Genomic DNA, 24,306 nt, shown 5'->3' with positions numbered 1-24,306 from the left:
CGCCCGCGCGCAAGCGCATGACCGCGCAGGATCGGCGCGAGCAGATTCTCGACAGCACGCACGCCATCGTGACCGCCGAGGGTTTCCACGCCGCGACGCCGAACCGGATCGCGACGGCGGCCGGCATCACCCGCCCGGTCCTGTATCAGCAGTTCGGCGATCTGCCCGGCCTGTTCGTCGCGTTGATCGACCGCGAGCAGCAGCGCGCGGGCCGCCAGTTCGCCGAGGCGATCGCCCAGCACGCCGATCCGGACGAGACCGATCGCTTCGTCAACGCCTTCACCGCCATGCTGCACGCGGTGGACGCGTATCCGAACACCTGGCGGCTGTTCCTGTTTCCGCCCGAGGGCGCGCCGCCGGAGTTGTCCCAGCGGCTGGCCGAATCACAGGAGATCGTGCAGCGGTTCTTCCGGGCCGAACTCGAACAGGCCTTTCCCGATCTCCCCGATCCGGAGTACACCGCGCGCATCGTGCAGGCTGCCATCCGGGAACTGCTCCAGCTGCGGCTCAGCGACCCGGAACACGCGACGGTGGCACGGCTCGGCGCGCTGATCCGGCAGATCCGGGCGCGAGTCGTGCCCGGCTGACCGGGGCCGTCAGGTCGGGGTCGGACGATGCGCGCGGTCGGCGTCGACGGGTTCGTCCGTGCCCAGCGCGTAACCGACCGCGGTGTCGAAATCCATTGCGCCCCCGGCTCTTCGGGCCGCGGCATAGGCCTGCTCGTCGAGTGCCCGGCGGGCGCGGCGCTCGCAGTCGGCCAGGTGGACCCGCACGCTCGGGTCGATCATCGGGGCCATCCCGACCGACCCGCCGACCCGCTCGGCGGCCGCGGTCAGGACCACCGCGCGCTCGGTGTCACCGTGCTCGGCGGCGATCCAGGCCATGGCGTGCAGGCACATGCAGACGCTCATCTTGTCGGCCACCGCGTGGCTGGCGCGCAGCGCCGCGGCCAGCAGCTCCATCGCCTGGGCGGCATAGCCCTGGCGCCATTCGGTGACCGCGAGCGACCACAGCACATACGAGCGGTACATGGTCTCGCCGTGCTCGTCGGTGATCTCGAGTGCCCGCCGGTAGACCTCGGTGGCCCGGTCGTGGTCGTGCTCGAGCTCGTAGGCGAGGCCGAGCGTGGTCAGGGCGTCGACCTGGAACAAGACGTTGCCTCGCTCGGCGTACACCGCGATCGCCTGACCGAGCACGCGCCGCGCCAGCGTGGGATCGCCGCGCAGCACCGCCAGGGTGCCCTCGGCGAAATCGACGTGGGCGCGGCAGAGCCGGTCGGTGTCCGGGCCGATCATGGCCCTGGCCTCGCCGACCCTGGCCGTCACCGCGGGCAGGTCGGCCTGGACCGCGGCCAGCAGGCAGTCGGCGTAGACGACCGTGGCGCGCCCGACCGTGAGCGGTCCACGATCCGCGGCCAGCAGCCGGTCCAGCCAGCGGCGGCCCTCGTCGAGCGAGCCGCCGCAGAACCAGAACGGCCACACCGCGGCGGCGATGCGGATCCCGGATTCGGGGCTGTCGCGGAGGCAGAATTCCAGCGCCTGCCGCAGATTCGGTTCCTCCCTGGTCATGGCGAGGACCCAGCCGAGCTGTCGCGGCCCCACCCAGTCGGCGTTCGCGTCGACCACCAGCTGCTCGTACCAGCGCCGGTGCCTGCGGCACAGCTCGACGTAGCCGCCCGTGCGACGGGCGGTGTCGCGGCCGAAATCGCGCACGGTGTCGAGCATCCGGAAGCGGACTTCGCCCGGGCCGGGCACCCGCATCAGGATCGACTTGTCGACCAGCAGCGACAGGACATACAGCAGCTCGGCCTCGGACCGGCCCTCGCCGCACACGGCCAGCGCCGCGTCGAGATCGAAACTGCCCGCGAACACCGACAATTCGGCCCACAGTCGCTGTTCGTCCGGCGTGCACAGCTCATAGCTCCAGTCCATACACAGCCGCAGGGTCTGTTGCCGGGGCGGTGAGCTGCGGGGGCTGCGGGTGAGCAGGGTGAACCGGTCGGAGAGCCGCTGCGCGAGCTGGTCGGGGGTCATCGAACGCAGCCAGACCGTGGCGAGTTCGATCGCCAGCGGCAGTCCGTCGAGCCTGCGGCAGATGCGGGCGATGACGGCCCGGTTGTCGTCGGTGAGCTCGAACCCGGCCACCGCGACCGCGGCGCGTTCGGCGAACAGCAGCATGGCGATGGTCGCCTGGGCGAGCGCGCCGTCGGGATCGGGGACGGCCAGCGGCGGGATCGGCACCACCGCTTCCCCGTCCACACCGATCGGCTCGCGGCTCGTCGCGAGAATCCGCAATGCGGGACAGGCCCGCAGCAGAGCCGCCGCGAACTCGGCCACCGCGGCCACCAGGTGCTCGCAGTTGTCCAGCACCAGCAGCAGATTCCGGTCGCCGAGGTAGTCGGTGAGCAGTTCCGGCAGCGGCAGCGCCGCGCGGCCGCGCACGCCCAGCGCGCTCGCCACCGCGCCGGTCAGCTGGGATCGGTCGCTGAGCTCGCCCAGCGGCACGAACGCCACACCGTCGGCGTACTGGTCCTTGGCGTCGGCGGCGACGCGCACGGCCACCCGGGTCTTGCCGACACCGCCGATGCCGGTGAGGGTCACCACGCGCGCGCCGGACAGCGCCCGGTGGACGGCGGCGAGTTCGGTCCGCCTGCCGACGAAACTGTTCAGCTCCACCGGCAACTCGACCCGCCGCGTCGTGCGCGCGGCGGGCCGGAGTTGTCGCGGTCCGGTGACCCGGACCAGCGGCACCTCGGCGGGCGGCGGGGCCGCCCCGGTCTCGGGCACCGGCGAGGACACCATCTCGTCGACCGCGAAGCCGTGCCGGTGCTCGGCGGCCTGCAGACGCTCCCCCAGTGCGGCCGCCGACGGGCGGTCGCCGGGTTCGCCCGCCATGGCGTCGCCGATGGCGGCGGCGACATCGGCCGGGATGTCGTCGGAACTCAGATCCGGTCCCGGCGCGGACGTGATGCGGAGGAACTGCGCGACGAGCTGTTCGCCGCTGCGGCGTTCGAAGGCGGCGTGCCCGGTGAGCGCGGCGAACAGGGTCGCGCCCAGTGCGTAGACATCGGCCGCGGCGCTCGCCTGCGCCCCGGAGAGCACCTCGGGCGCGGTGAAAGCCGGTGTCCCGGTGACGATGCCGGTGTCGGTGACGAACGCGCCCGCCACGTGCGCGATGCCGAAGTCGACCAGGATCGGCTCGTCGTAGCCGGTGAGCAGGATGTTCGCCGGTTTCACGTCGCGGTGCAGGATGCCCGCGCGGTGCGCGGTGTCCAGCGCGCCCGCCATCTTGACGCCGAGGCGCAGCGCGTCGGGCAGCGGCACCGGTCCGCTGTCCCGGATCCGCACGGCCAGCGAGCCGCGCGGGAAGTAGGGCATCACCAGGTAGGGCCGTCCGTTGCCGGTGGTGCCCGCGTGCAGGATGTGCACGATGTTCGGGTGGCCGGTGAGTTTGCCCGCGGCGCGTTGCTCGCGCAGGAACCGGGCGCGGTTGTCCTCGTCGAGGTCGGCGGTGAGCACCTTCACCGCCACCACCCGGTCCAGCAGCGACTGGGAACAGCGGTAGACGATGCCGAAGCCGCCACGGCCGATCTCGACGGCATCGGCGAACCCGGCCGCGGCCAGTTCCGCCACGACCGAGCCCGACGCGTCCGGTTGCGTCGTGAACGGGTCGGCGCCGGTCATCGACCGCGCCGCCGATTGTCGCCTGAGCTCACAGCTCACCTCTCGATGACTCGAGAATATCGCCGTGCCGGGCCCGCGGGTACTACGACAGCACCTCGATGTAGCCGTCCGAGCCGTGCACGCGGATGCGCTGCCCGTCGCGGATCAGGCTCGTCGCCCGTTCCACGCCGACGACGGCGGGCAGCCCGTACTCGCGGGCGATCACCGCGCCGTGCGTCATCAGCCCGCCCACCTCGGTGACCAGGCCCGCGACGGCCACGAACAGCGGGGTCCAGCTCGGGTCGGTGAAGGCGGTGACCAGGATGTCGCCCGGCGCCAGGTCGGCCTGCCCGAGGTCGGTGACGACGCGGGCCCGCCCCTCGACGACACCGGCGGAGACCGGCATGCCGGGCAGCGCGCCCGCGGGCAGGCCGTCGCGCCGGTAGGTGCCGGTGATCATCTCGCCGTCGGAGGTGAGCACCCGGGGCGGGGTGAGGGCCTGGTAGGCGCGGAACTCGTCCTTGCGTGCGCGCAGCAGGTCGTCGCGACGCTCGTGGGTGCGCACGAGCTCGTCGAGTTCGTCGAAGGTCAGGTAGTAGATGTCCTGGGGATCGTCCACGACGCCCGCGGCGACCAGGCGCGCGGCTTCGCGCAGCAGGGCCTGCTTGTAGACGAAATACCGGTTCACCATCCCGTATTTCGGATATTCGCGGTAGCCGGTGAACACCCGGATGCGCTCGATCGCCCGCTCGGTCTCCTCGGCCTTGCGCGCCCCGTCCGGTAGCCCGCGCACCCGTTCCACCAGATCGCGGGCTTGCTCGAGCGCGTGGCGCCGGCCGTCCTCGAAGCGGCGCGCGGCCTCGCCCGGCGCGAAGTGGCGGATGTTGCCGAGGATGGTCGGCACCAGGGTGGCGGGCTCTTCGCTCCAGCGGGGCCGGGTGATGTCGATCTCGCCCGCGCAGCGCATGCCGTACCGGTCGAGGAAGGTCTCGAGGGCGGCGCGCGCGGCCGGGCCGCCCGGCCGGTCGGCGAGTTCGTCGAGGAAATGCGCGGTGTCGCCGGTGTCCTCGACCCGGCGCAGGTAGGCCACCACCTCCGGGTGCGGCCGGATGGCGTCGGCCACGTCGAGCAGTGCCAGTCCCATCTCCGAGGTGACATTGTGCGGCACCGACTGGGTGAGCGCGTCGGCCGCGTTGCGCACGCCGAGCCAGGCGCCGAGGATGTCGTCGATCCAGAACGCGGCGTCCATCCCCGAGGTGATCGCCTGGAGGCTGCGCGGCGCGAACAGCACCCGGCGGAACTCGCCCTGGATATCGGTGCGGAGGAAGTCGAGCAGGGCCGGACCGGTCACGGTCTCGATGTCGTGTCGCAGGGTGGCCAGGGACTTCTCGCTGTCGGCGATCAGCGTGGCGACGAGGTCGGGATCGGCCGCGAGCGGGGCGGGCGCCGGCGCGGCCGGTGCGGCGCCGGCCGCCGGATCCGGCACCGTGCGGACGAAGCCGTCCCGGTCCAGGACGGTCCGCAGCGCGTCGCCGATCAGCGGATCGGACTTGCCGAGCGCGCCCACCACCTGGTCCCGGCCCGACGGTGTGGACAGCATCGCGGTGACGTCGACGAACAACCGGCCACCCGCGGTGCGCATGGGCGCGCGGCTGGTCAGCTGCCAGACCGAGATGCCCAGCGGGGTCATGGCGTCGGTCATCATCTGCTGGTGGCCGACCGAGACGTAGACGCGATTCTCGGTGTCCGCGGCCTCCGGGATCGGGAACAGCGTGGTGATCGGCCTGCTCTGGACGATCCGGAAATCCGCGCCGTCCAGGCACCATTCGATGTCCTGCGGTGAGCCGAAGTGCGCCTCGATGCGCCGTCCCAGCGCGGCGAGCCGCAGCACCTGCTCGTCGGTGAGCACCCGCTCGTTCCGGCGCTCCGGGTCGATTTCCCGGGTCTCGGTGCCGCCGGAGGCCAGCGGTTCGACGGCCAGCTTCTTGGTGGCGACGGCGCGGTCGGTGATCGCTCCGTGCCGGACCCGGTAGACGTCGGCGTTCACCAGCCCGGACACCAGGGCCTCGCCCAGGCCGAAGCTCGCGTCCACGGACACCACCGTGCGGTCGCCGGTGAGCGGGTCGGCCGTCACCAGCACACCGGCCGCCTGCGGGAACACCATCCGCTGCACCACCACGCCCATGCGAATCCGCCTGTGCCCGAACCCATTCCGCATCCGGTAGCCGACGGCACGGTCGGTGAACAGCGAGGCGAGGCACCGGCGCACGTGCGCGAGGATCCGCTCGGCGCCGACGACGTTGAGATAGGTGTCCTGCTGACCGGCGAAGGACGCGGTCGGCAGGTCCTCGGCGGTCGCGCTGGAGCGCACCGCGTAGGCGGCGTCCGCGCCGAGGCGGGCGTGCGCGGCGCGGATCGCGGCGGCCACGTCGTCCGGAAGCGCTGTGTCCTCGATCGCGCGCCGGACCCGGGCGCTCACGGCGGCGACGGCGGTCAGGTCCTCGGGGGCGAGCTGGGACAGCTCGCCGAGCAGGTCACCGATCGCCGCCTTCTCGACGACCCGGGCGTAGGCGTCGGTGGTCACACAGAAACCGGCGGGCACCGGCACGCCGTCGATCCGCGACAGCTCACCGAGGTTGGCGCCCTTGCCCCCGACGGCCGCGATCCGCGTCCGGTCGATCTCGTCGAAATCCAGCACATAGCCCATGCGGACCGCTCCTCACCCGGTGGTTTCGGCATTTCGCGAGCGATTATGGGCCAGTTCCGGGTTCCTCATGAGGGCCCGGAATCGTGTATACAGTGGAAGGGGGAAGCCGAACTACGGCGTGGCCGTCCACGGTCGCAATTTCTCGGGATTCCGGATGGCCCAGATGCGGGTGATGCGGCCGTCGGCGATGTCGAACGCGTAGACCGACACGATCGTTCCGTCCAGTTCCGCCACCAGCCCGGGCTGGCCGTTCACGCTCCGCTCGACCAGGGTGACCGCGGGACCGCGCGCCGCGATCTCGACCCAGGCGCGGGCGATCCGCTCGCCGCCGCTGATCGGTTCCAGGAACGCCGGCGCCAGGCCGCCGCTGTCGGCCGTCGCGGTGGCCCGGGGATCGAGCAGGCCAATGAGCGCGTCGATGTCGCGGGCCTCCCAGGCCCGCCGGAAATCGCGTACCACCTCCGCCTGTCCGCCGCCGGGCAGCGCCCGCGCGGTGCGGACCCGGCGCCGCGCCGAGGAGGCCAGCTGGCGGCAGGCCGCCGGGGTGCGTCCGACGATCTCGGCGATCTCGGCGAAGGAGTAGCGGAACACGTCGTGCAGGACGAACGCCACCCGCTCGGCCGGGGTCATCGCGTCCAGCACCACCAGGAACGCCATCCCGATCGATTCGTCGAGGGTGACCCGATCGGCCGGATCGGCGGGCAGGGTCGCGCCCCGCCATTCGGTCCGGTCCGGGATCGGTTCGGGAATCCACTCCCCCACATAGCGTTCCCGGCGGGCACGGGCCGAGCCGAGCAGGTCCAGGCAGAGGCGCCCGGCCACGGTCGTCAGCCAGGCGGCGGGTACCGTCACCGCGCGCCGCTGCGCCTCGGTCAGGTGGTACCAGCGCAGGTAGGTCTCCTGCACCACGTCCTCGGCCTCGGCCAGCGAGCCGAGCAACCGGTAGGCGAGGTTGATCAGGCGCCGGCGTTCACTGATCACCGCGTTCAGGTCTGGGTCGGTCACGGGTCGGCTCCTTCGGTCGATGCGGCCCTCCTGGAGTCGACGACGCAGCCCCCGCGAATGTGAGGCCTGACGTTCCGGCGGGCTGCGTCGTCACCACGGCATGACACCTTCCATCGGCATCATCCTCGGCAGCACCCGCCCCCAGCGCAACGGCCCGCAGGTGGCCCGCTGGGTCCTCGACACCGCGGCCGGACGTGGCGACGCGCACTTCACCCTGATCGACCTGCTCGACCATCCGCTGCCGCACCTCGACGAGGCGGTGGCACCGATGTTCGGCCCGTCCGCGCATCCGCACACCAGGGACTGGGCCGCCACCATCGCCCGCTTCGACGGTTTCGTCGTGGTGACGCCGGAATACAACCACGGCGCGCCCGGCGTGCTGAAGAACGCCATCGATCACCTGTTCGCCGAATGGGCCGACAAGGCAGTGGGTTTCGTCTCCTACGGCGCCGGCGGCGGGATCCGCGCCGTCGAGCAGCTGCGGGCCGTGTGCGGTGCGCTCGGCCTGGCCGATGTGCGGGCCCAGGTGGCCATCTCGGTGCTCACCGACTTCGTCGACTACACCCGGTTCACCCCGGCCGAGCACCACACCACGGCCCTGCACACCCTGCTCGACCAGGTGGTCGCGTGGAGCGGCGCGCTGGCCCCGCTGCGAGCGGACGACCGGAAACCGAACGGCCAGGACGGGATTCGCCGGACGATCGACGCGCTCGTCGCGGGCATCCACGCCCAGGATCTCGACGCGTTGCGGCCGCTCTACGCCACCGACGTGGTGTCCTTCGATGTCGAGCCGCCGCTGCAGCACGTGGGCGTGGCGGCGAAGCTGGCGAACTGGGCCAAGGTGTTCACCGTCTTCGACGAGGTGCGCTACGAGGTCCGCGACCTCACGATCACCAGGGGACGCGACATTGCCTTCGGGCACTGCTTCGGCCGGCTGGGCGGCGTCCTGCACACCGGCCAGGAGACCGAGGGCATGTGGGTGCGGGTCACCTTCTGCTTCCGGCAGATCGACGGCGCCTGGCAGATCGTGCACGACCAGGCCTCGGTGCCGTTCGACGTCCTGCGTGGCACGCCGACCGCGGATCTGCACCCCTGACGACGGGTCAGCCCGCGCGCGACCTGGTCTCCTCGGCCGCGCGCAGGATCTCCTGCCTGCCGCGCCCGCGATGGGCGCGGATCAGCAATGCCGCACGCAGATAACACAATCCGGTGACGTCGTTGAGGTCGAAGCCGGTGAGCTGGCCGATCCGTTTGAGCCGGTAGTCGACGGTGTTGGTGTGGATGAACAGTTCCCGGGCCGTCTGGGTGCGGCGCAGGTTGGTGGCGATGTACACCTCGAGCGTGTGCAGCAGTTCCGGATGCGCTTCGAGGGCGTCCACGACCGAGCTCAGATAGTCGCGGGCCGGGCCCTGCCTGGTCAGCTGATACTCCAGCGCCAGCTCGTGCGGGCGGTAGACCTTGCTGTCGCCGCCGAGCCGGTCCACGATCTCGACCAGTTCGTGGACCTGTTCGGCGGCCTGCGGGATCTCCGCAGGGGTCGCGGCGGTGACCACCGCGCGCACCGGAACCTGTGCGGCCGTGGCCAATCCGACGATCAGGTCGTCGAGGTCGGCGTCGGCGAACTCGTCGATCGGCAGCAGCAGGGTGCCGCCGTCGACGCTGAGCAGCGACAGCACCTTGCCCACGCACCGGTTGGCCAGTTCGGCCTGCACGCGGCGCAGCTTGCGGCGGGCCACGACATTGCCGTCGAGGGCGGGATTGTGTTCCTCGGTGTGCGGCGGCAGCGCGATGGCCATGACGTGGTAGCGCTCGGCGATCTCGATCCCGCACTCCCTGGCCATGGTCGAGGTGCTCTGCCCGCCCAGCAGCGCCGAGGTGAGGGTGTGTACGGCGGTGTGGTGTTCGCCCACCACGGAACGCAATTCGCGCACATAGGCGGTCGACACCGCCGAGGTGATCATGTTCTGCACCTCGGTCAGGCGCCGCGCCACACCCACCACGGTGTCGTGGTCGTGACTGGTGACATGGGCGATCACGAGGTCGAAGCCGAGCTTGAAGCCTTCGTGCACGGCGGTGTGGATGGTGTCGATCGGAATGCCCTCGCGCGCCCAGTCGGCGGCCGCGGCCTGGATGCGCTCGAGCCGGCCGGGCAGATCGCGGCCGTCGAGCATGCCCCTGGTCAGTTCCAGGCACACGCGGGTGACCGTGGTGACGTCACCGTCGAGCACTTCGCCGGGCAACGTCGCGCACGGCACGACGTTTTCGATGAAGTGGCCGACCATCTGGCGGGATATCGTCCGCACATCCTTCAAAGGCGTAGAAACCGGACGTCCCGCAGCGGTCAAGAACGGCGCGATGGATGTTGAGACAGCCATGATGAATCCTTCCCACCCAGTTCACCGGGCAAGTTCTCAACTTACCGTGAACAGCAAATCGCCGTCCCACGTTCGCTTGTGACCGAGCGCAACGGATCGCGGGATTCTTCGGGGATTCCGACAAATCCGCGGCGGACACCGCGGGTGTGACGCGGCCTGGCTCGACGGCCACCCCACACCCGCGGGTACCTGCTCAGCTGGTCACAGACAGAAGCTCAGCTCGAGCGGGCCGACCGGGATCGGCAGGCAGACCTCCACCGAACCGGCGACGGGCGCCGGGGCCGCCGCGGTGGCGGTACCGACGCTCGCCGCGCCCGCGGACAACACGAACAGGGCGACGGCGAGCGGGCGGGTGATACTGGAATTCATAGGGGTACATCCTCGGTAGAAATTTCCGAAACATCCCTGAATCAGGGACATCTCGATCAGATCACGACCGGCTCCCGTTAGAACCCGTTATCCCCGCGGTTTTGACCTTTCCATGGGCCCCCGTTCCGAATCGTCGGACAAATCCACAACGGATCACCACGTGATGTCGGCCGTGGTTTCCAGGGGAATGTACTGTTCGGTCGACTCGGTGGTCGCGGCGCTGTCGGCCGCCCGCAACGGAGCCGGGAACCGCAGCCGGGCCCGCGCCTCGATGTCGCTCAGCGGGACCTGGAACACCCGGAACTCGTCGAGTTCGAGCGCCTCGAGCTGCTCGACGTGCTGGGTCAGCAGGAATGCCTTGGCCCTCAGCCGGTTTCGCTCGACGTAGCAGATGACCTTCCAGTACTCCCTGGGCAGGGCGACGTCGCGGTGCACGCGGTCGTCGGCGCGGAACACCGGCCCGCCGAACACGCTCACCTTCAGGTCGTCGATGTCGACGTCGGCGAACACCGCGTTCTCGAGCTCGCCCCACACACCGTGGCGGCTGCTCTGGTTGAAGTCGTCCATCTGCGGGGTGATGTTGGTGTAGAAGAACGAGTCGACATTGGCCTGCTCGGCCTCGCTCATGCTGCCCCACAACAGATCCGCGCGCCGGGCGAGGTGCCCGCGGTCGAGCCGGTTGCGCAGATACAGCTCGTTGCCCACCTGCGCGTCGGCGGGCAGCCGCGGATCCTTCACGAACTCGATACCGACCCTGGCGACGCGCTTCATCGCGGCGCCGTCGATGTTCCAGGCCACCCAGAAGGCGAACCGGCGCGAGCGGCTCAGCGCCAGCGAGAAGTGGGTGTAGTCGATCCTCGGGGAACCGTCGAGGCGGACGGCGTCGGTCTCGACGGCGGCGTCGAGTTCCGGTATGCCGATCCGGGTTCCGAGGAAGTCGGGGTCGTAGCCGCGGGCCACGATCGCCTCCGCCGCCGGGGCATCGACCCTCGGCGCGGTGGCGCGGTCGGCGGGCAACCGGTCCCGCGTGATCTGCGACTGTGTGTTCTGGCCGGCGGTCATGGGTACCCCTTCGGCGGGGGGCGATCCCGGAGGGAACCGCCGCGATGGGTGAACGCCACCCATCGTCGTCGCGGCGCCGGACCAGCTCACGCGTAGTCGACTACGCGCCTTTTCCGGCCGTGCCGCCCGGAACGCAGAACCGACAGGGCACGTGCGGCTTTCGGCGGGTAACCTGCGGAGGAACGGTTTTCGCCCTACCGCCGCCGCGGCTCCTACCAGGACTGTTGCCGGTACCGGCGTTACCGGATACTGTAGACCACGTCAGTGCACAACTGTTCACTCAATTAACCGGCGGGGTGGCGACAATGAAGTTGCTGGGGTCAACGGTAGTCGGCGCGTGGGTCGATCGCGCCACGGCGGACCTGCGGGCGGCCGGCGAGTTCGCCCAGGAGGTCAAGGCGGCCACGGCGGTCCGCCGGCGCAAGATCAGCCGGAAGGCGGCCGCGTCCGGGCGGGACATCGTGGGCGAGGGCCGGTCGCTGGTGGACGACATCACCGAGCTGGCCGACGCCGCCCGGCGGGCGCGCACCGATCGGTTGCGTGAGCAGCGTGAGCGCTCCGGCGCGCGGACGCGCTCCAAGAGGCCCTGGTGATGGGCACGGTACTGGCGGTGCTCGGCGCGGCGCTGGCGCTGGCCATCGGCGCCCTGCTGGCCGGTTACGCCGTCGTGCTGGTCGTCTACTGGATCGAACTGCATCGCCGCCCGTCACCGGCGCCGACGCCGGACGGCGCGGCTGCTACTCGGTCGCCAGCCGCACGCCGAAGCCGACCAGGACCAGCCCGGTGAGCGCGTCGATGCGGCGGCGGATGCGGGCGGTCTGCATCCAGGCCGAGATCGAGCCGGACGCCACCACCAGCGCCGCGCAGTAGAGCGCGGTCAGGGCGATGTAGACCGCCCCCAGTCCCAGCGTCGTCCACACCGGTGAGTAGCCCTCGGGCACGAAGCCGGGCAGGAAACTGACGAACAGCACGCCGATCTTGGGGTTCAGGATGTCGGTGAGGAATCCGGAGCCGAAGCTGCCCATCCGGTCCAGCGGCGCGGTGGAGGATCCGGCGGGTTCCACCGCCGCGACCGGCTGCCGCAGCGCTCGCAGCGACTGCACGCCGATCCACACCAGGTAGGCCGCGCCGACGATCTTCAGCACCTCGTAGCCGATCTCGCTGGCCCGCAACAGCGCCGACAGGCCGAGCACCGCGGCGACCACCCAGACACCGAGCCCGCACAGCACGCCCGCGGCGGTGCGGATACCGGCGGCGCGGCCACCGCGGACGAGACTGCGGACCACCACCAGGGTGTCCGGGCCCGGCAGCAGCACGAGCACCACCGAGGCGAGGGTGAAGGACAGGACCGCGGCGAGCATCGAACCATGGTAGACCTGCGCGGATCCGCTCGTGTCAGCCCTGGGGTGCCCCGCCGTGCTTGCGGCCCACCGCCAGATCGGCGAGCCGGCTCAGCGATTCCCGGTTGCGGGGCGTGAGCAGCGCCGCCTGCACCGCGTGCGGGAGCAGCTTGCCGGGACCGCGCACGGCGCGTTCGCCCATCACCACCTCACACGAGGCGGGCCCGGTGGCCCGCACCTCCAGATCGATGACGGCGGCGCCGAACGGCCAGAGGCGGGCGTCGAGTTCCAAGCGGTGCGGCGGGGCGACGGCGGTGACCTTGGTGACGTCCTGGATGGTCAGCGGCCAGGGGCCGACGCTGTGGTGGATCCGGGCCCCCACCGCGGGCCAGCCGTCGTCGACGCCACGAATGTGCGAGGCACCGACCACCCAGCCCGCGTAGGACCACCCGTCGGCGAGCACGGCGAACACCTCGCCCGCCGGGGCGGGGACGCTGTGAGTCACCCGGACCATGTCAGCCACCTCCGATGTCGCGGACGTCGGGGCGAAGAGCCGGCGAACGGTTCCCACGCTCGGCCATCACCCGCGGTCGTTGTCGGTCACGACGCGTGTACCCGCTCGATCGGTGCCGAATCGCCGATCGGCACCGATCAGCGGCGCAGCGCTCGGTCGCGGTCGTGCACTCAGCGCGGCAGGGGCTCGACGCGGCGGCGGAGGAGGCAGAATTCGTTGCCTTCGGGGTCGGCGAGGACGTGCCAGGATTCGGTGCCGGTCTGGCCGACGTCGGCGGGGCGGGCGCCCGCGGCGAGCAGGCGGTCGAGTTCGGCGTCCTGGTCGCGGTCGGTGGGGTTGACGTCGATGTGCAGGCGCAGTTTCACCGGTCTGGGATCGGAATTGGGGGCGAACAGGAGGGTGATGTGGGGACCGCCGGGGGCGGAGCCGGGCGGGCCGATCTCCACGGCGCCGTGGTCGCGGTCGACCTCGACGTAGCCCAGGACCTCACACCAGAAGTCCGCCAGCCGTGAGGGATCGGCACTGTCGATGACGAGTTCGGTGATCCGGCAAGCCATGTCACCGAGCCTACGTCGGATCGCCGTGACCCGCGGCCGGTCTAGGCGGTCACACCGAGCTGACGGACCAGCCGGGCCAGCCAGGCGCGGGCGGCCGCCTGGTCGCCGTCGAGCAGCAATTGCACAGTGACGCCGTCATAGGCCGCGACTACCGCCTTCGCCGCCTCCCCGATCGAACCCAGCTGCGGAGGCAGCGCGAATCCGCCGACGGTGAGCTTGTGCTCGATCGCGGTCCGCAACTGCGCGCGATGGGCGACGAGCCGGGCGGCGATCTCGGGCCTGCGCGCGGCGTGGGTGAGGAAGTCGGTCTTGACCAGCAGCCAGTCCCGGTCCAGCAGCAACGTGGCCGAGAGCCGGTCGACGAAGGCGGTGAGATCCGACGGGTCGTCGAGGGTGGCCAGCGCATCCCTGACCTGCTCGGTGATCAGCGTGGCGCGCTGATCGTAGAGGACGAAGAACAGCTCCTCGAGGCTGTCGAACTGCGAGTAGAACGCGCCGCGCGTGTACCCGGCGGCGCCGCACACGTCCTCGATGCGGACCAGGCCGAAGCCCTTCTCGGCGAACACCCGGAAGGCCGCGTCCAGCAGCCGCGCCCTGGTCTCGGCGCGCCTGCGGGTGACGCGCGGCGGTTTGGCGGCGGGCGGCGCGGAGTCGAGGGGCCGGGGCGAGTTCACGCAGACACCTTACCCAGCTGAATCAGATGCGATAACGTATCCGATGCAAATGCGAATCTTGCCGTGAGCGGAAGTGGAGGTCGTCCGAATGGATGCCGATGTCATCGTGGTGGGCGCGGGCCTGGCCGGTCTGGTCGCCACGCACGAGCTGACCAGCCGGGGCAAGCGCGTGCTCGTCGTCGACCAGGAGAACGCCGCCAACCTCGGTGGGCAGGCGTTCTGGTCCTTCGGTGGGCTCTTCCTCGTCGACAGCCCCGAGCAGCGCCGCCTCGGCGTCCACGATTCGTTCGACCTGGCCTGGAGCGACTGGACCGGCAGCGCGGGCTTCGACCGGCTCGCCGACGAGGACAGCTGGGCCCAGCGCTGGGCCCGCGCCTACGTCGAGTTCGCCGCGGGCGAGAAGCGCTCGTATCTGACCGAGCACGGGATCAGCTTCCTGCCCTCGGTGGGGTGGGCCGAACGCGGCGATCTGCGCGCCGACGGGCACGGCAATTCGGTGCCCCGATTCCACATCGCCTGGGGCACCGGCACCGGCGTGGTCGGCCCGTTCACCGATTCGGCCCTGCGCGCCGCCGACCGCGGCCTGGTGACCTTCCGCCACCGGCACCGCGTCGACGAGCTGGTCTTCACCGACGGCGCCGTCACCGGTATCCGGGGCGCGATACTGGCCGACGACGACGCCGAGCGCGGCGCACCGTCCAACCGCGATGTCACCGGCGAGTTCGAGTTCTCCGCCGCCGCCGTGGTGCTGGCCACCGGCGGCATCGGCGGCAACCACGACATCGTCCGCAGGCATTGGCCCGAACGCATGGGCACGCCCCCGGCGACCATGATCACCGGCGTGCCCGCCTATGTCGACGGCCGCATGCTCGACATCGCCGCCGACGCCGGTGTCCGCCTGGTCAACCGCGACCGCATGTGGCACTACACCGAGGGCATCCAGAACTGGAACCCGGTCTGGCCCGGCCACGCCATCCGGATCCTGCCCGGCCCGTCCTCGCTGTGGTTCGACGCCCTCGGCCGCCGCCTGCCCGCCCCCTACCTGCCCGGATACGACACCCTGGGCACTCTGCGCCACCTGCGCACCACCCCCGACCTAGTGCCGCACGACCATTCCTGGTTCATCACCACCCAGCGCGTCATCGCCAAGGAATTCGCGCTGTCGGGTTCGGAACAGAATCCCGACATCACCGCCCGCAACCGCAAGGCCATCGTGAAGGAACGGGTGCTGAGCAAGAAGGCGCCGGGCCCGGTGGAGGCGTTCAAACAGCACGGTGCCGACTTCGTCGTCGCCGACACCCTGGACGACCTCGTCGCGAAGATGAACGGCCTGACCGACCGGCCGCTGCTGGACCCGGCGAGCATCCGCGCGCAGATCGAGGCCCGTGACCTGCAGGTGGACAACCCCTACAGCAAGGACGCCCAGCTCCAGGGCATCCACAACTCCCGCCGCTACCTGGGCGACCGCCTCATGCGCACCACGGCCCCGCACCGCGTCCTCGATCCCGCCGCCGGACCGCTGATCGGCGTGAAACTGCATGTGCTGACCCGCAAGACCCTCGGCGGCATCCAGACCGACCTTGGCTCGCGTGCCCTCGACGCGAGCGGCGCGCCGATCCCCGGCCTGTTCGCGGCCGGTGAGGCGGCGGGCTTCGGCGGCGGTGGCGTGCACGGCTACAACTCCCTGGAGGGCACTTTCCTCGGCGGCTGCATCTTCTCCGGCCGCGCCGCCGGCCGCACCGCCGCCGACACCGTCTGACGCTGCCGGCTGTTTGACCTTGCCGGGGTGGGGCACTCGGCGTTGTGCCACGTCAACACCGCTCACCTCGTCGGTTCTGGTGCTCGGGCGGCCGATTCCATCGGTGGCACGGCGACACACCGCTCGGGGACACGCCCAGGAGGTAGCATGCCGCTCTTCGATTCCCCCCGGCCGCCCACCCCGCCCATCACCGACGGTGAGCCCGCCGCGGGTACCACCTCGGTCGTGCTGCACGACAACAGCCTGCTCGTGCGCTTGGCCGATCCGGGCCTGCGCAGGCTGTGCACGTGCGCGGCCGGGTTGTCGCCGCAGGCGCAATGGCGGCTGGAGGCGGTGGCCGAGGCCCTCCGCAACACCGAATACGCGGTCGACCGGTGATCCGGCGGGGTCGCCCGGAGGAGGAAACCATGGTTTCGCGGGATCTCATCGCGCAGTGGCGCCAGGACATCACGACCGCCGACGACGCCGGCGACGAAGCCACGGCGCGGCGCCTGCGTGGTGAACTGGCATCGGCGCTGGACGGCTCGGCCGATCGCAGCGCGGCGACCGTCGGCGGCGACGAAGCGGGCAGGCACACCGGCACCAAGGACAAGGACTACGACCTGATCTGGTTCGTCGAGACCTGCCTGCGCTCCGCATTGCGCATGGAGCACTTCGCACACGAGGCCGACCGCGCGGGCGACCCCGAGAAGGCCGAGTTCTTCCGCCGCGCCCAGCACGAGAGCCGCAAGGGCGCCGAACAGGGCAAGGTGCTGCTGCGCAGGCGGCTGATCGGCGACGCGGCCAACACCACACCGGAGCCACTCACCAATCCGTGAGGACGGGCACGGTCACACGAGGACGTCGACCCGGCGGTCGATGACCGACAGGGCGAAGTCGGCCCAGCGAATGGTCTCCCGCTCCGCATAAATAGTCAATTCGATGCTCTCCATATCCTGGACAACTGGGGAAATTCAGCGCTAGTGTTCCCTCCACCTAGTCAACTAGTTGTCTATGAGAGGTCGAGCATGCATCCCTTCCGAGCAGCTGTCGAAGCCCGCGACTCCGACGCCGTCGAGGCCCTGCTGGCCGACGATGTCGTCTTCACCAGCCCGGTGGCGTTCCAGCCGTATCCGGGCAAGGCCATCACCGCCGCCATCCTGCGCGCCGTGCTGCGCGTGTTCGAGGACTTCCGCTACGTGCGCGAGATCGCCGACGGCCGTGACCACGCGTTCGTCTTCGAGGCGACCGTGGACGGCAAGAAGATCACCGGGTGCGACTTCCTGCACTTCGACGAGGACGGGCGGATCGACGACTTCATGGTGATGGTGCGCCCGCTGTCGGGGGCCACGGCGCTCGCCACTCGCATGGGCGAGCAGTTCGAGCAGATCAAGGCCGAGGCCTTCGCCCAGGTCGAACGCGAGGCGGCGGGCGCGTGAGCGACTACGACGCGATCGTCGTCGGCGCGGGCAACGCGGGCCTCACCGCCGCGGCCACCCTGCAGCGCGCCGGGGTGCGAACCCTGCTGCTGGAGCGGCACAATGTGCCCGGCGGATGCGGAACCTCCTTCCGCCGTGGACGTTTCGAGTTCGAGGTGGCGCTGCACCAGCTGTCCGGCGTGGGTGTCGACGGGCAGCCGATGTCGCTGCGGGAGGGCCTGTTCACCCAGCTCGGGATCGCCGACAAACTGGACTTCGTGCGGGAACACGATCTCTATCGCGCGGTCGTCCCCGGCGAACTGGATCTGACCCTGCCCGCGGACTGGGACGGCGCGCTCGACGTGATCGAGGCCGAGTTCCCGGGGAGCCGGGATCGCGCGGCGCGCTTCTTCGAGCTGATCAAGACCGTGACCTTCTGGCAGATCGCCGCCATGCGCGGCATGCCCGCCGAGCAGCTCGACCCGGTGCTGTTCTCCTACGGATTGCGTTCCACCGCGGCGGTTCTCGACGAGTTCTTCGACGACGAACGGCTGAAGGTCGCACTCGGCATCTACTGGACCTACCTCGGCCAGCCGCCGTCGCGGCTGCCGTTCCAGGATCTCGCGCTCACCCTGTTCGCCTATTTCGAATTCAAGCCGTGGCATGTGCGCGGCGGTTCGCAGGCGATGTCGACGGCCGTGCTCGACAGCTTCCTGCGCGCGGGCGGCGAGGTGCGATTCAACACCGGCGTCACGGCCATCCTCGCCGCGGGCGGGCGCGCGTTCGGGGTGCGCCTGGACGACGGCACCGAGATCACCGCCGACGACGTGGTGTCCAATGCCTCGCTCCCGACGACCTACGGCATGCTGACCGGTGTCGACGTGCCCGCCGCGGTCCGGAAAGACCTGTCCACCAGGCGGATCGGCGTCTCCGGCTTCGTCCTGCACATGGGGCTGGACGCGACGCCCGCTGAGCTAGGGTTCACCACCAGCACCACCTTCGTCAACCGTGACACCGACAACGACCGCACCTTCGAGGCGTGGCGCACGCTGGAGCCGACGCGCGGGATCTGCGTGAGCTCCTACGATGTGGCGCCGATCGGTTTCGCGCCGCGCGGCGCCAACCACATCAGCCTGATGACGCTGCACTATGCCGACCTGTGGCAGAAACTCGCGCCCGCCGACTACGCGAGAACGAAATTCGCCTACGCCGACACACTGCTCGACCTGTGCGAGACCATCACTCCCGGCATCAGGGACGCCATCGAGGAAGTCGACGTCGCGACCCCGCTGACGATGATGCGCTACCTCGGCCATCCCGGCGGTGCCATCTACGGCTACGACCAGGACGCGACCGAGGGCTGGCTGTTCCGCGACAGCGAACGCGACACCGGGGTCCCCGGCCTGCACCTGGCGGGCTCCTGGTCCGGCATCGGCGGATTCCAGCCCACCCTCGAGGCCGGCGCGCGCGTCGCCCGCCGGCTGATGCGCCGCAAGGCCGCCTGAACGGAGACAGCTGTGCCCCATCCTCTCGCCCCTCGTTTCGACGGCGCCACCGCGATCCTGGCCGCCATCGACGACCGGGTCCCCGACCACCGCGACCATGTCGCCGATGTCCGCGCCACGGTCGAGAACTACCATCCCGCCCGGCTGTCGCTGGTGGTCACCGCGGTGATCGCCGAGACCGCGACCACGGCCACCTTCCGGCTCGAGGGCCGCGACCGGCTCGCCCTGCCGCCGTTCCACGCGGGCCAGTACGTGAACGTCTTCGTCGACGGCACCAGCCGCCCGTACGCCATCGCGTCGAGCCCCGCCCGGCTCGACCACTACGACCTGACCGTGCGCCGGGTGCCCGGTGGCCGCGTCAGCAACCTGCTGCTCGACACGGTGCGGGTCGGTACGGTGCTCACCACCACGGGCCCGATGGGCACCTTCCACCACAATCCGCTGTTCCACGGTGACGACCTGGTCTTCCTGGCGGGCGGCTCCGGCGTGGTGCCCGCGACGAGCATGCTGCGCGAGATCGCCGACCTCGGTCTGAACCGCACCTTCGCGCTGGTCTACGGCTCGCGACGGAACGACGACATCATCTTCCGCGCGGAACTGGACGCCCTCGCCGCCGCCCACCCCGGGATCCAGGTCGACCACGTGATCGCCGAACCGGAACCGGGCTGGACCGGGCCGGCGGGTTTCCTCACGGCCGAGACCATCACCGCGGCGGTGGGCGGGCTGGACGGCCGGATGGTCTATGTCTGTGGGCCGCAAGCGCTGTACCCGTACGCGCTGGAACAGCTCACCGCGCTGGGTCATCCGCGCAAACGGATCCGGTTCGAGGCCAACGGCGCGCCCGCCGACCCCACCGCGCAGCCACACTGGCCCGACGAGGCCGCGCCCGACGAGGAGGTCACGGTCACCGTCGGGGGCCGCTCGTTCCGCACGCCGCGACGACGCCCGCTGCTGGATGCCCTGGAGGACAACGGGATCCGGCCCGAAGCCGCCTGCCGTTCGGGTGAGTGCAGTCTGTGCCGCGTGCGGGTGTGCCGAGGCGAGGTCCACACCGCCGAGGAAGCGAAACTGCGGCTGTCCGACGAGACCTTCGGCTACACCCATTCCTGCGTGGCCTACCCGCTCACCGATGTGGAGATCGAGCTGTGACGAACCGCAGGGGCCGATTCACCCGGTACGTGGCGCTCGGGGACAGTCAGACCGAGGGGGTCGGCGACGGGGACGACAGCACCGGGCTGCGCGGACTGGCCGACCGGTTCGCCGAACGGCTGGCCGTGGCGGAACCCCGGGTGCGGTACGCGAATCTGGCGGTGCGGGGCAAGCTCGCGGCGCAGGTCAGGGCCGAACAGCTGGCGCCCGCCCTGGCCCTGGAACCGGATGTGGCGACCGTGGTCGCCGGGATGAACGACCTGCTGCGGCCGGGCTTCGACCTCGACGAGGTGATGCGGCATCTGGACGCGATGTTCGCCGGACTCGCCGCCTCGGGCGCCGTCGTGCTGACGGTGACCTATCCCGATGTCACCCGCCTGACGCCGCTGGCCCGGCCGCTGGCGGGCCGGGTCGGCGCGCTCAACGACCGGATCCGGGCCTCGGCCCGGCGCTACGGGGTGCTCGTCGCCGAGACGGCGGCGCACCCGGTGGTCACCGATCGGCGGCTGTGGGCCGCGGACCGGCTGCACGCGAGCCCGCTGGGTCACCAGCGCATCGCCGACGCGCTCGCCGAGGCACTGGGTCTGCCGGGCGCCGACGACGCCTGGACCCGGCCGTTGGATCCCGCCCTGCCGGTGTCGCACCCGCTGGTCACCGCCAGGGACGAACTCCGCTGGCTGGCAACCTTTCTCGGCCCATGGCTGAGCAGGCGGCTGACCGGCCGCTCGTCGGCGGACGGACGCTTCGCCAAGCGGCCGGAGCTGCTCGCGGTCCGGTGAGGGCGTCGCCGACCGGGCCCACGGTCGCCACACAATCGACATGACCGCAGGTGACACCGCGAAAACCGGGCGGTTTCGGGCGGGGTGCCTGTTTGGCCTCGCCGGACCCGGGTAGCACCGCGGTGGGTCCCCAGGACGGCCCACGGTCACGACGTGGCCGAGCGAACTGTCTGAAAGGAATGCCACCATGAGCTTGGCAGACAAGGCGAAGAACAAGGCCGAGGAGTTGGCGGGCAAGGCCAAGGAGGCCGCGGGCAAGACCGGCGACGACCGGGATCTCGAGCGCGAAGGACGCACCGACCAGGCCAAGGCGAACCTCAAGGACGCCGGCGAGAAGGTCAAGGACGCGTTCCGCGACTGACCGCCTCCCCGGGGGCCGGCGTGCGTGCACGCCGGCCCCCGGCGCGTTCCCCGGCCCGAAACGGTGGTGACCGTTTCGGCGGGTGGCGGCCGGGTAGTCGCCGGGCGTAGGACCGACCGGACCTTCGATCCGAGGAGCAGACATGCGGGTAGTCGTCGTCGGCGCGACCGGAAACATCGGCACCAGCCTGTTGGAGGCGCTCGCGGGGGATTCGCGGGTGGATTCCGTGGTGGGGATCGCGCGGCGGGTACCCGCCGAATCGCGGCCCGGCGTGCAGTGGGTGGGGGCCGACATCAGGACCGACGAACTCGAGACGTGGTTCCACGGTGCCGATGTGGTCGTCCACCTGGCATGGCTGTTCCAGCCGGCCCGGCAACCGCTGACCACCTGGCGCAACAATGTCGGCGGCACCGAACGGGTGCTGCGGGCGGTGTCGGCCGCCCAGGTGCCCGCGTTCGTCTACGCCTCCTCGGTGGGGGCCTACGCGCCGTGTGCCGACGACCGGATGGTGCCCGAGAGCTGGCCCACCGACGGCTGGCCCGCCGCGGGCTACATGCGCGAAAAGGCTTATGTCGAAAGGCTGCTCGATCGCTTCGAGGTAGAGGAACCGGAACGGCGGGTCGTCCGGATGCGTCCGGCGTTCAGCTTCCGGCGTGAGTCGGCGGGTCAGCAGCGCAGGCTGTTCCTCGGCCCGCTCATGCCGAACCGGCTCGTGCGGCCGGGTCTGCCGCCGATCCTGCCCATCCCCCGCGGGCTGCGATTCCAGGCGGTGCACAGCCGTGATGTGGGCGCCGCCTATGCCCTCGCGGTCACCTCGCAGGCCCGCGGGCCCTTCAACCTGGCCGCCGAACCGGTCGTCGACCCGGGCGTGCTCCGCACCGTCATGGGCGCGCGCACGGTGACCGTCCCGCCCCGGCTGGTCCGCACCGCGCTGTCCGCGGCGTGGCACAGCCACCTCGTGCCCGCGACCCCCGACCTGTTCGACGCGATGATGAACCTGCCCCTGATGGACACCGCCCGCGCCCGCGAGGACCTGGGCTGGATTCCGCGCTACAGCTCCGCGGCGGCGCTGCGCGAGATGCTGGACGGACTGCGCACCGGCGCCGGCGCGGGCACCCCGCCACTGGACCCCCACGCCGGTGGGCCATGGCGGATCCACGAATTCACCACCGGCGTCGGCAGCCGCGAAGAGGCCGAACTGCGGGTGTAACCCGGCGGCCCACGGCGAGCAAGGAGATTCCCATGACCCTGTCCCTCCCCCGTCCCGCCCGTATCCGGCGCACCGCGCTCGCGGTCGTCGCGATCGCCGCCGGGCTCACCGCTTGCGGCACGACCACCGATCCGGTGGGTCCCACGGTGCCGCCCGGGGCCGAATCACCCGAGATCAGCGACGAGGCGGCGACTCAGCTGTGCGACATGCTGCGGGCCGAGATCGGCCACTGGCAGCAGCAGGGCCCGGCCGTGGCGCGCGTGTCCTACAACGGCACGGTGCACAACTGGGCGCTGCGCAACGGCGCGGTCAACGCCGCCGTCACCCGCAACCGCGAGGCGATCGACACCACCGCCGTCGCGCACTGCCCCGACGTGCGCGACCAGGTGCTGGCCACCCTCGAGATCGACGACCTGGCGTCGGGCCTGCTCGGCTTCTGATCCCGCGCCTCAGGAAAGGACCAGCCATGAACGCTCCCGATCCCCGCCGCGACGATCGTTTCCCCGACGACGCGCGCACCACCCGTGCCCACGCGGGCGAGTCCATCGAGGACACCCGCAACTGGCCGGGACTCATCCTCATCGCCCTCGGGCTCATCCTGGTCGGCCTCACCCTGACCGCCGCGGGCTACGGCTTCGGCGGCTGGGCGGCGATCGCCGCGACACTGGCCGCGGTGTCGCTGCTCGGCGGTGTGCTGATCGTGTTCGCCGAGCATCGCCGGGTCAAGGCGAAGGAAGGCCGCGAGCTGACCGACCCGCGGGGGCACTGAGAATCAGCCGCAGCCCTCCAGCGTCGCGGCGGCCAGTTCGTCGACCACGTCGCCGATGTCGTGGCGGGACCGCAGGGCGGTGAGTTGCCTGCGGGCACCGTTGCCGCGCTCGATCAGCGCCGCGATCGCCTCCGCCACGAAGGCGTCGTCCCCGGCGGTCACCAGGGCGGGTTCGATCGTGCGGACGAGCTGGGCCAGCAGTTCCCGGTGCGGGACCACCCGACCGTCGGTGAGGTCGACGCCGTTGCCGTCCAGGCCCGAATGCGCGGCATTCCAATAGGCGGCGCGCAGTACCTCGCCGGTCACCGGTGCGGCCGGTTGGCCGTCGGCGATCGCGTGCAGACCGGTGTCGACGATGCCGCGGATCAACGCGGCCAGCAGCGCCGACTCCTCGGCGGTGGCGGGCACGTCGCTGACCCGGATCTCCACCGTGGGAAACGACTCCGACAGTCGGACGTCCCAGTACACCATCTTGTTGTCCAGGATGCTGCCGCTGGCGCGCATCATCGCCACGATCGACTCGTAGTCCTCCAGCGAGGAGAAATACGGCGGCGGGCCCGCGCTGGGCCACCGCCGCCACATGATGCTGCGCCAGCTCGCGTAGCCGGTGGGCGTGCCCTGGTAGACCGCCGAGTTGGCGGTGGTGGCCAGCAGGACCGGCAGCCAGGGGCGCACATGATTGGACACCAGTACCGCGGTCTCCCGATCGGGCACCCCGACGTGCACGTGACAACCGCACAGGCCCTGTTCGTGGGCGAGCATGCCGAAGGTGCGCGCGATGCGCTGATAGCGCGGGGTCGCGGTGACCGGGTAGCCCTGCGGGACGGTCGGCGGGACGGCGACCGCGAGCAGCCGCGCGCCGTGCTCGAGCGCGCATTCGGCGACCCGGCGCCGGGACGTGCGCAGTTCGGTCAGCAGCTCGCCGATGTCGGAGTGCACGCCGGTGCTGGTCTCCACCTGACAGCTGGTCAGTTCCAGCTGCAGATCGAGTCCCGCGCGCCGCGCGGTCGCGGCGACCTGGGTGTTCTTCGGCGCCGGCGCGCCGGAGTCGGGGTCGGTCAACAGGAATTCCTCTTCGACACCGACAGTCAGCCCGTGCCTGCTCACAGCCC

Annotated in this window: 25 protein-coding genes; 14 read left to right on the top strand and 11 right to left on the bottom strand. The window is 71.0% G+C overall.

All coding sequences use genetic code 11. From position 1 onward, the window contains the following. The first annotated feature begins 17 nt into the window (after positions 1–17). Positions 18–587 (top strand): TetR/AcrR family transcriptional regulator, encoded by a 570-nt coding sequence (locus EL493_RS16115; RefSeq protein WP_019050412.1) that lies wholly within the window; start codon positions 18–20, stop codon positions 585–587. Positions 588–596: 9 nt separating this feature from the next. On the opposite strand, the gene EL493_RS33565 is transcribed toward EL493_RS16115, so the two are convergent. The 3 genes from EL493_RS33565 to sigJ form a co-directional block, all read right to left on the bottom strand. Further along, positions 597–3,683: a protein kinase domain-containing protein gene (locus EL493_RS33565; protein ID WP_019050411.1), complete on the bottom strand. Its 3,087-nt coding sequence runs from the start codon at positions 3,681–3,683 to the stop codon at positions 597–599. An 82-nt stretch (positions 3,684–3,765) separates the two neighbouring features. After that, complete coding sequence (rph, locus tag EL493_RS16105) at positions 3,766–6,369, bottom strand: rifamycin-inactivating phosphotransferase (protein WP_019050410.1); 2,604 nt, start codon at positions 6,367–6,369, stop codon at positions 3,766–3,768. A 111-nt stretch (positions 6,370–6,480) separates the two neighbouring features. Further along, a complete protein-coding gene (gene sigJ / locus EL493_RS16100; protein WP_019050409.1) occupies positions 6,481–7,374 on the bottom strand; it encodes an RNA polymerase sigma factor SigJ in 894 nt (297 codons plus the stop codon). Positions 7,375–7,474: 100 nt separating this feature from the next. Between sigJ and EL493_RS33745 the strand changes: the two genes are divergently transcribed. Further along, complete coding sequence (locus EL493_RS33745) at positions 7,475–8,470, top strand: NAD(P)H-dependent oxidoreductase (protein ID WP_019050408.1); 996 nt, start codon at positions 7,475–7,477, stop codon at positions 8,468–8,470. Between the two features lie 7 nt (positions 8,471–8,477). Here EL493_RS33745 and EL493_RS16090 read toward each other — a convergent pair whose 3' ends face one another. The 3 genes from EL493_RS16090 to EL493_RS16085 all read right to left on the bottom strand — a co-directional run bounded on the left by EL493_RS16090 (position 8,478) and on the right by EL493_RS16085 (position 11,180). Next, positions 8,478–9,656 (bottom strand): PucR family transcriptional regulator, encoded by a 1,179-nt coding sequence (locus EL493_RS16090; protein WP_019050407.1) that lies wholly within the window; start codon positions 9,654–9,656, stop codon positions 8,478–8,480. A 294-nt stretch (positions 9,657–9,950) separates the two neighbouring features. Next, the gene (locus EL493_RS32375) at positions 9,951–10,118 is read right to left on the bottom strand and encodes a hypothetical protein (protein ID WP_019050406.1); all 168 of its coding nucleotides are present in this window, start codon (positions 10,116–10,118) and stop codon (positions 9,951–9,953) included. A 153-nt stretch (positions 10,119–10,271) separates the two neighbouring features. After that, a complete protein-coding gene (locus EL493_RS16085) occupies positions 10,272–11,180 on the bottom strand; it encodes a DNA/RNA non-specific endonuclease (RefSeq protein ID WP_019050405.1) in 909 nt (302 codons plus the stop codon). Positions 11,181–11,485: 305 nt separating this feature from the next. Between EL493_RS16085 and EL493_RS16080 the strand changes: the two genes are divergently transcribed. Further along, positions 11,486–11,773 carry a hypothetical protein gene (locus EL493_RS16080; RefSeq protein WP_019050404.1) on the top strand — a complete coding sequence of 96 codons (288 nt, stop codon included), beginning with the start codon at positions 11,486–11,488 and terminating at the stop codon, positions 11,771–11,773. Between the two features lie 144 nt (positions 11,774–11,917). Here the strand turns inward: EL493_RS16080 and EL493_RS16075 are convergent, their stop codons facing one another. From EL493_RS16075 to EL493_RS16060, 4 genes are all read right to left on the bottom strand, one after another. Next, the gene (locus EL493_RS16075; RefSeq protein ID WP_019050403.1) at positions 11,918–12,541 is read right to left on the bottom strand and encodes a LysE family translocator; all 624 of its coding nucleotides are present in this window, start codon (positions 12,539–12,541) and stop codon (positions 11,918–11,920) included. A gap of 34 nt (positions 12,542–12,575) precedes the next feature. After that, complete coding sequence (locus EL493_RS16070) at positions 12,576–13,034, bottom strand: SRPBCC family protein (RefSeq protein WP_019050402.1); 459 nt, start codon at positions 13,032–13,034, stop codon at positions 12,576–12,578. A 170-nt stretch (positions 13,035–13,204) separates the two neighbouring features. After that, on the bottom strand, positions 13,205–13,591 hold the full coding sequence (locus EL493_RS16065) for a VOC family protein (RefSeq protein WP_019050401.1): 387 nt from the start codon (positions 13,589–13,591) through the stop codon (positions 13,205–13,207). Positions 13,592–13,632: 41 nt separating this feature from the next. Beyond that, positions 13,633–14,265 carry a TetR/AcrR family transcriptional regulator gene (locus EL493_RS16060; protein WP_019050400.1) on the bottom strand — a complete coding sequence of 211 codons (633 nt, stop codon included), beginning with the start codon at positions 14,263–14,265 and terminating at the stop codon, positions 13,633–13,635. 88 nt (positions 14,266–14,353) lie between these two features. On the opposite strand from EL493_RS16060, the gene EL493_RS16055 reads away from it, so the two are divergent. The 11 genes from EL493_RS16055 (at position 14,354) to EL493_RS16005 (ending at position 23,194) form a co-directional block, all read left to right on the top strand. Continuing rightward, positions 14,354–16,024 (top strand): FAD-binding dehydrogenase, encoded by a 1,671-nt coding sequence (locus EL493_RS16055; protein ID WP_022565722.1) that lies wholly within the window; start codon positions 14,354–14,356, stop codon positions 16,022–16,024. A gap of 147 nt (positions 16,025–16,171) precedes the next feature. Next, complete coding sequence (locus tag EL493_RS16050) at positions 16,172–16,402, top strand: hypothetical protein (RefSeq protein ID WP_019050398.1); 231 nt, start codon at positions 16,172–16,174, stop codon at positions 16,400–16,402. 137 nt (positions 16,403–16,539) lie between these two features. After that, positions 16,540–16,842, top strand: coding sequence for a hypothetical protein (locus EL493_RS16045; RefSeq protein ID WP_051719559.1), 303 nt, complete (start codon positions 16,540–16,542; stop codon positions 16,840–16,842). A 189-nt stretch (positions 16,843–17,031) separates the two neighbouring features. Continuing rightward, positions 17,032–17,442, top strand: coding sequence for a nuclear transport factor 2 family protein (locus EL493_RS16040; protein WP_019050395.1), 411 nt, complete (start codon positions 17,032–17,034; stop codon positions 17,440–17,442). Beyond that, positions 17,439–18,926, top strand: coding sequence for a phytoene desaturase family protein (locus EL493_RS16035; protein ID WP_019050394.1), 1,488 nt, complete (start codon positions 17,439–17,441; stop codon positions 18,924–18,926). The genes EL493_RS16040 and EL493_RS16035 overlap by 4 nt, the downstream gene beginning before the upstream one ends. A gap of 12 nt (positions 18,927–18,938) precedes the next feature. Then, positions 18,939–20,075 (top strand): FAD-binding oxidoreductase, encoded by a 1,137-nt coding sequence (locus EL493_RS16030; RefSeq protein WP_019050393.1) that lies wholly within the window; start codon positions 18,939–18,941, stop codon positions 20,073–20,075. Further along, entirely contained in the window at positions 20,072–20,854 is a 783-nt protein-coding gene (locus EL493_RS16025) for an SGNH/GDSL hydrolase family protein (protein ID WP_019050392.1), read from the top strand. Before EL493_RS16030 ends, EL493_RS16025 begins: the two co-directional genes overlap by 4 nt. 187 nt (positions 20,855–21,041) lie before the next feature. Beyond that, positions 21,042–21,215 (top strand): CsbD family protein, encoded by a 174-nt coding sequence (locus tag EL493_RS16020; protein WP_019050391.1) that lies wholly within the window; start codon positions 21,042–21,044, stop codon positions 21,213–21,215. A 142-nt stretch (positions 21,216–21,357) separates the two neighbouring features. Continuing rightward, positions 21,358–22,425: an NAD-dependent epimerase/dehydratase family protein gene (locus EL493_RS16015; protein WP_019050390.1), complete on the top strand. Its 1,068-nt coding sequence runs from the start codon at positions 21,358–21,360 to the stop codon at positions 22,423–22,425. Positions 22,426–22,457: 32 nt separating this feature from the next. Continuing rightward, on the top strand, positions 22,458–22,865 hold the full coding sequence (locus tag EL493_RS16010; RefSeq protein ID WP_019050389.1) for a hypothetical protein: 408 nt from the start codon (positions 22,458–22,460) through the stop codon (positions 22,863–22,865). A 26-nt stretch (positions 22,866–22,891) separates the two neighbouring features. After that, on the top strand, positions 22,892–23,194 hold the full coding sequence (locus tag EL493_RS16005) for a hypothetical protein (RefSeq protein ID WP_019050388.1): 303 nt from the start codon (positions 22,892–22,894) through the stop codon (positions 23,192–23,194). A gap of 3 nt (positions 23,195–23,197) precedes the next feature. Here EL493_RS16005 and EL493_RS16000 read toward each other — a convergent pair whose 3' ends face one another. After that, a complete protein-coding gene (locus EL493_RS16000; RefSeq protein ID WP_019050387.1) occupies positions 23,198–24,301 on the bottom strand; it encodes a carboxylate-amine ligase in 1,104 nt (367 codons plus the stop codon). Positions 24,302–24,306: the final 5 nt, after the last annotated feature.

This window comes from Nocardia asteroides (assembly GCF_900637185.1).
GTDB lineage: Bacteria > Actinomycetota > Actinomycetes > Mycobacteriales > Mycobacteriaceae > Nocardia > Nocardia asteroides.
This window is presented reverse-complemented; position numbering and strand designations above follow the sequence as displayed.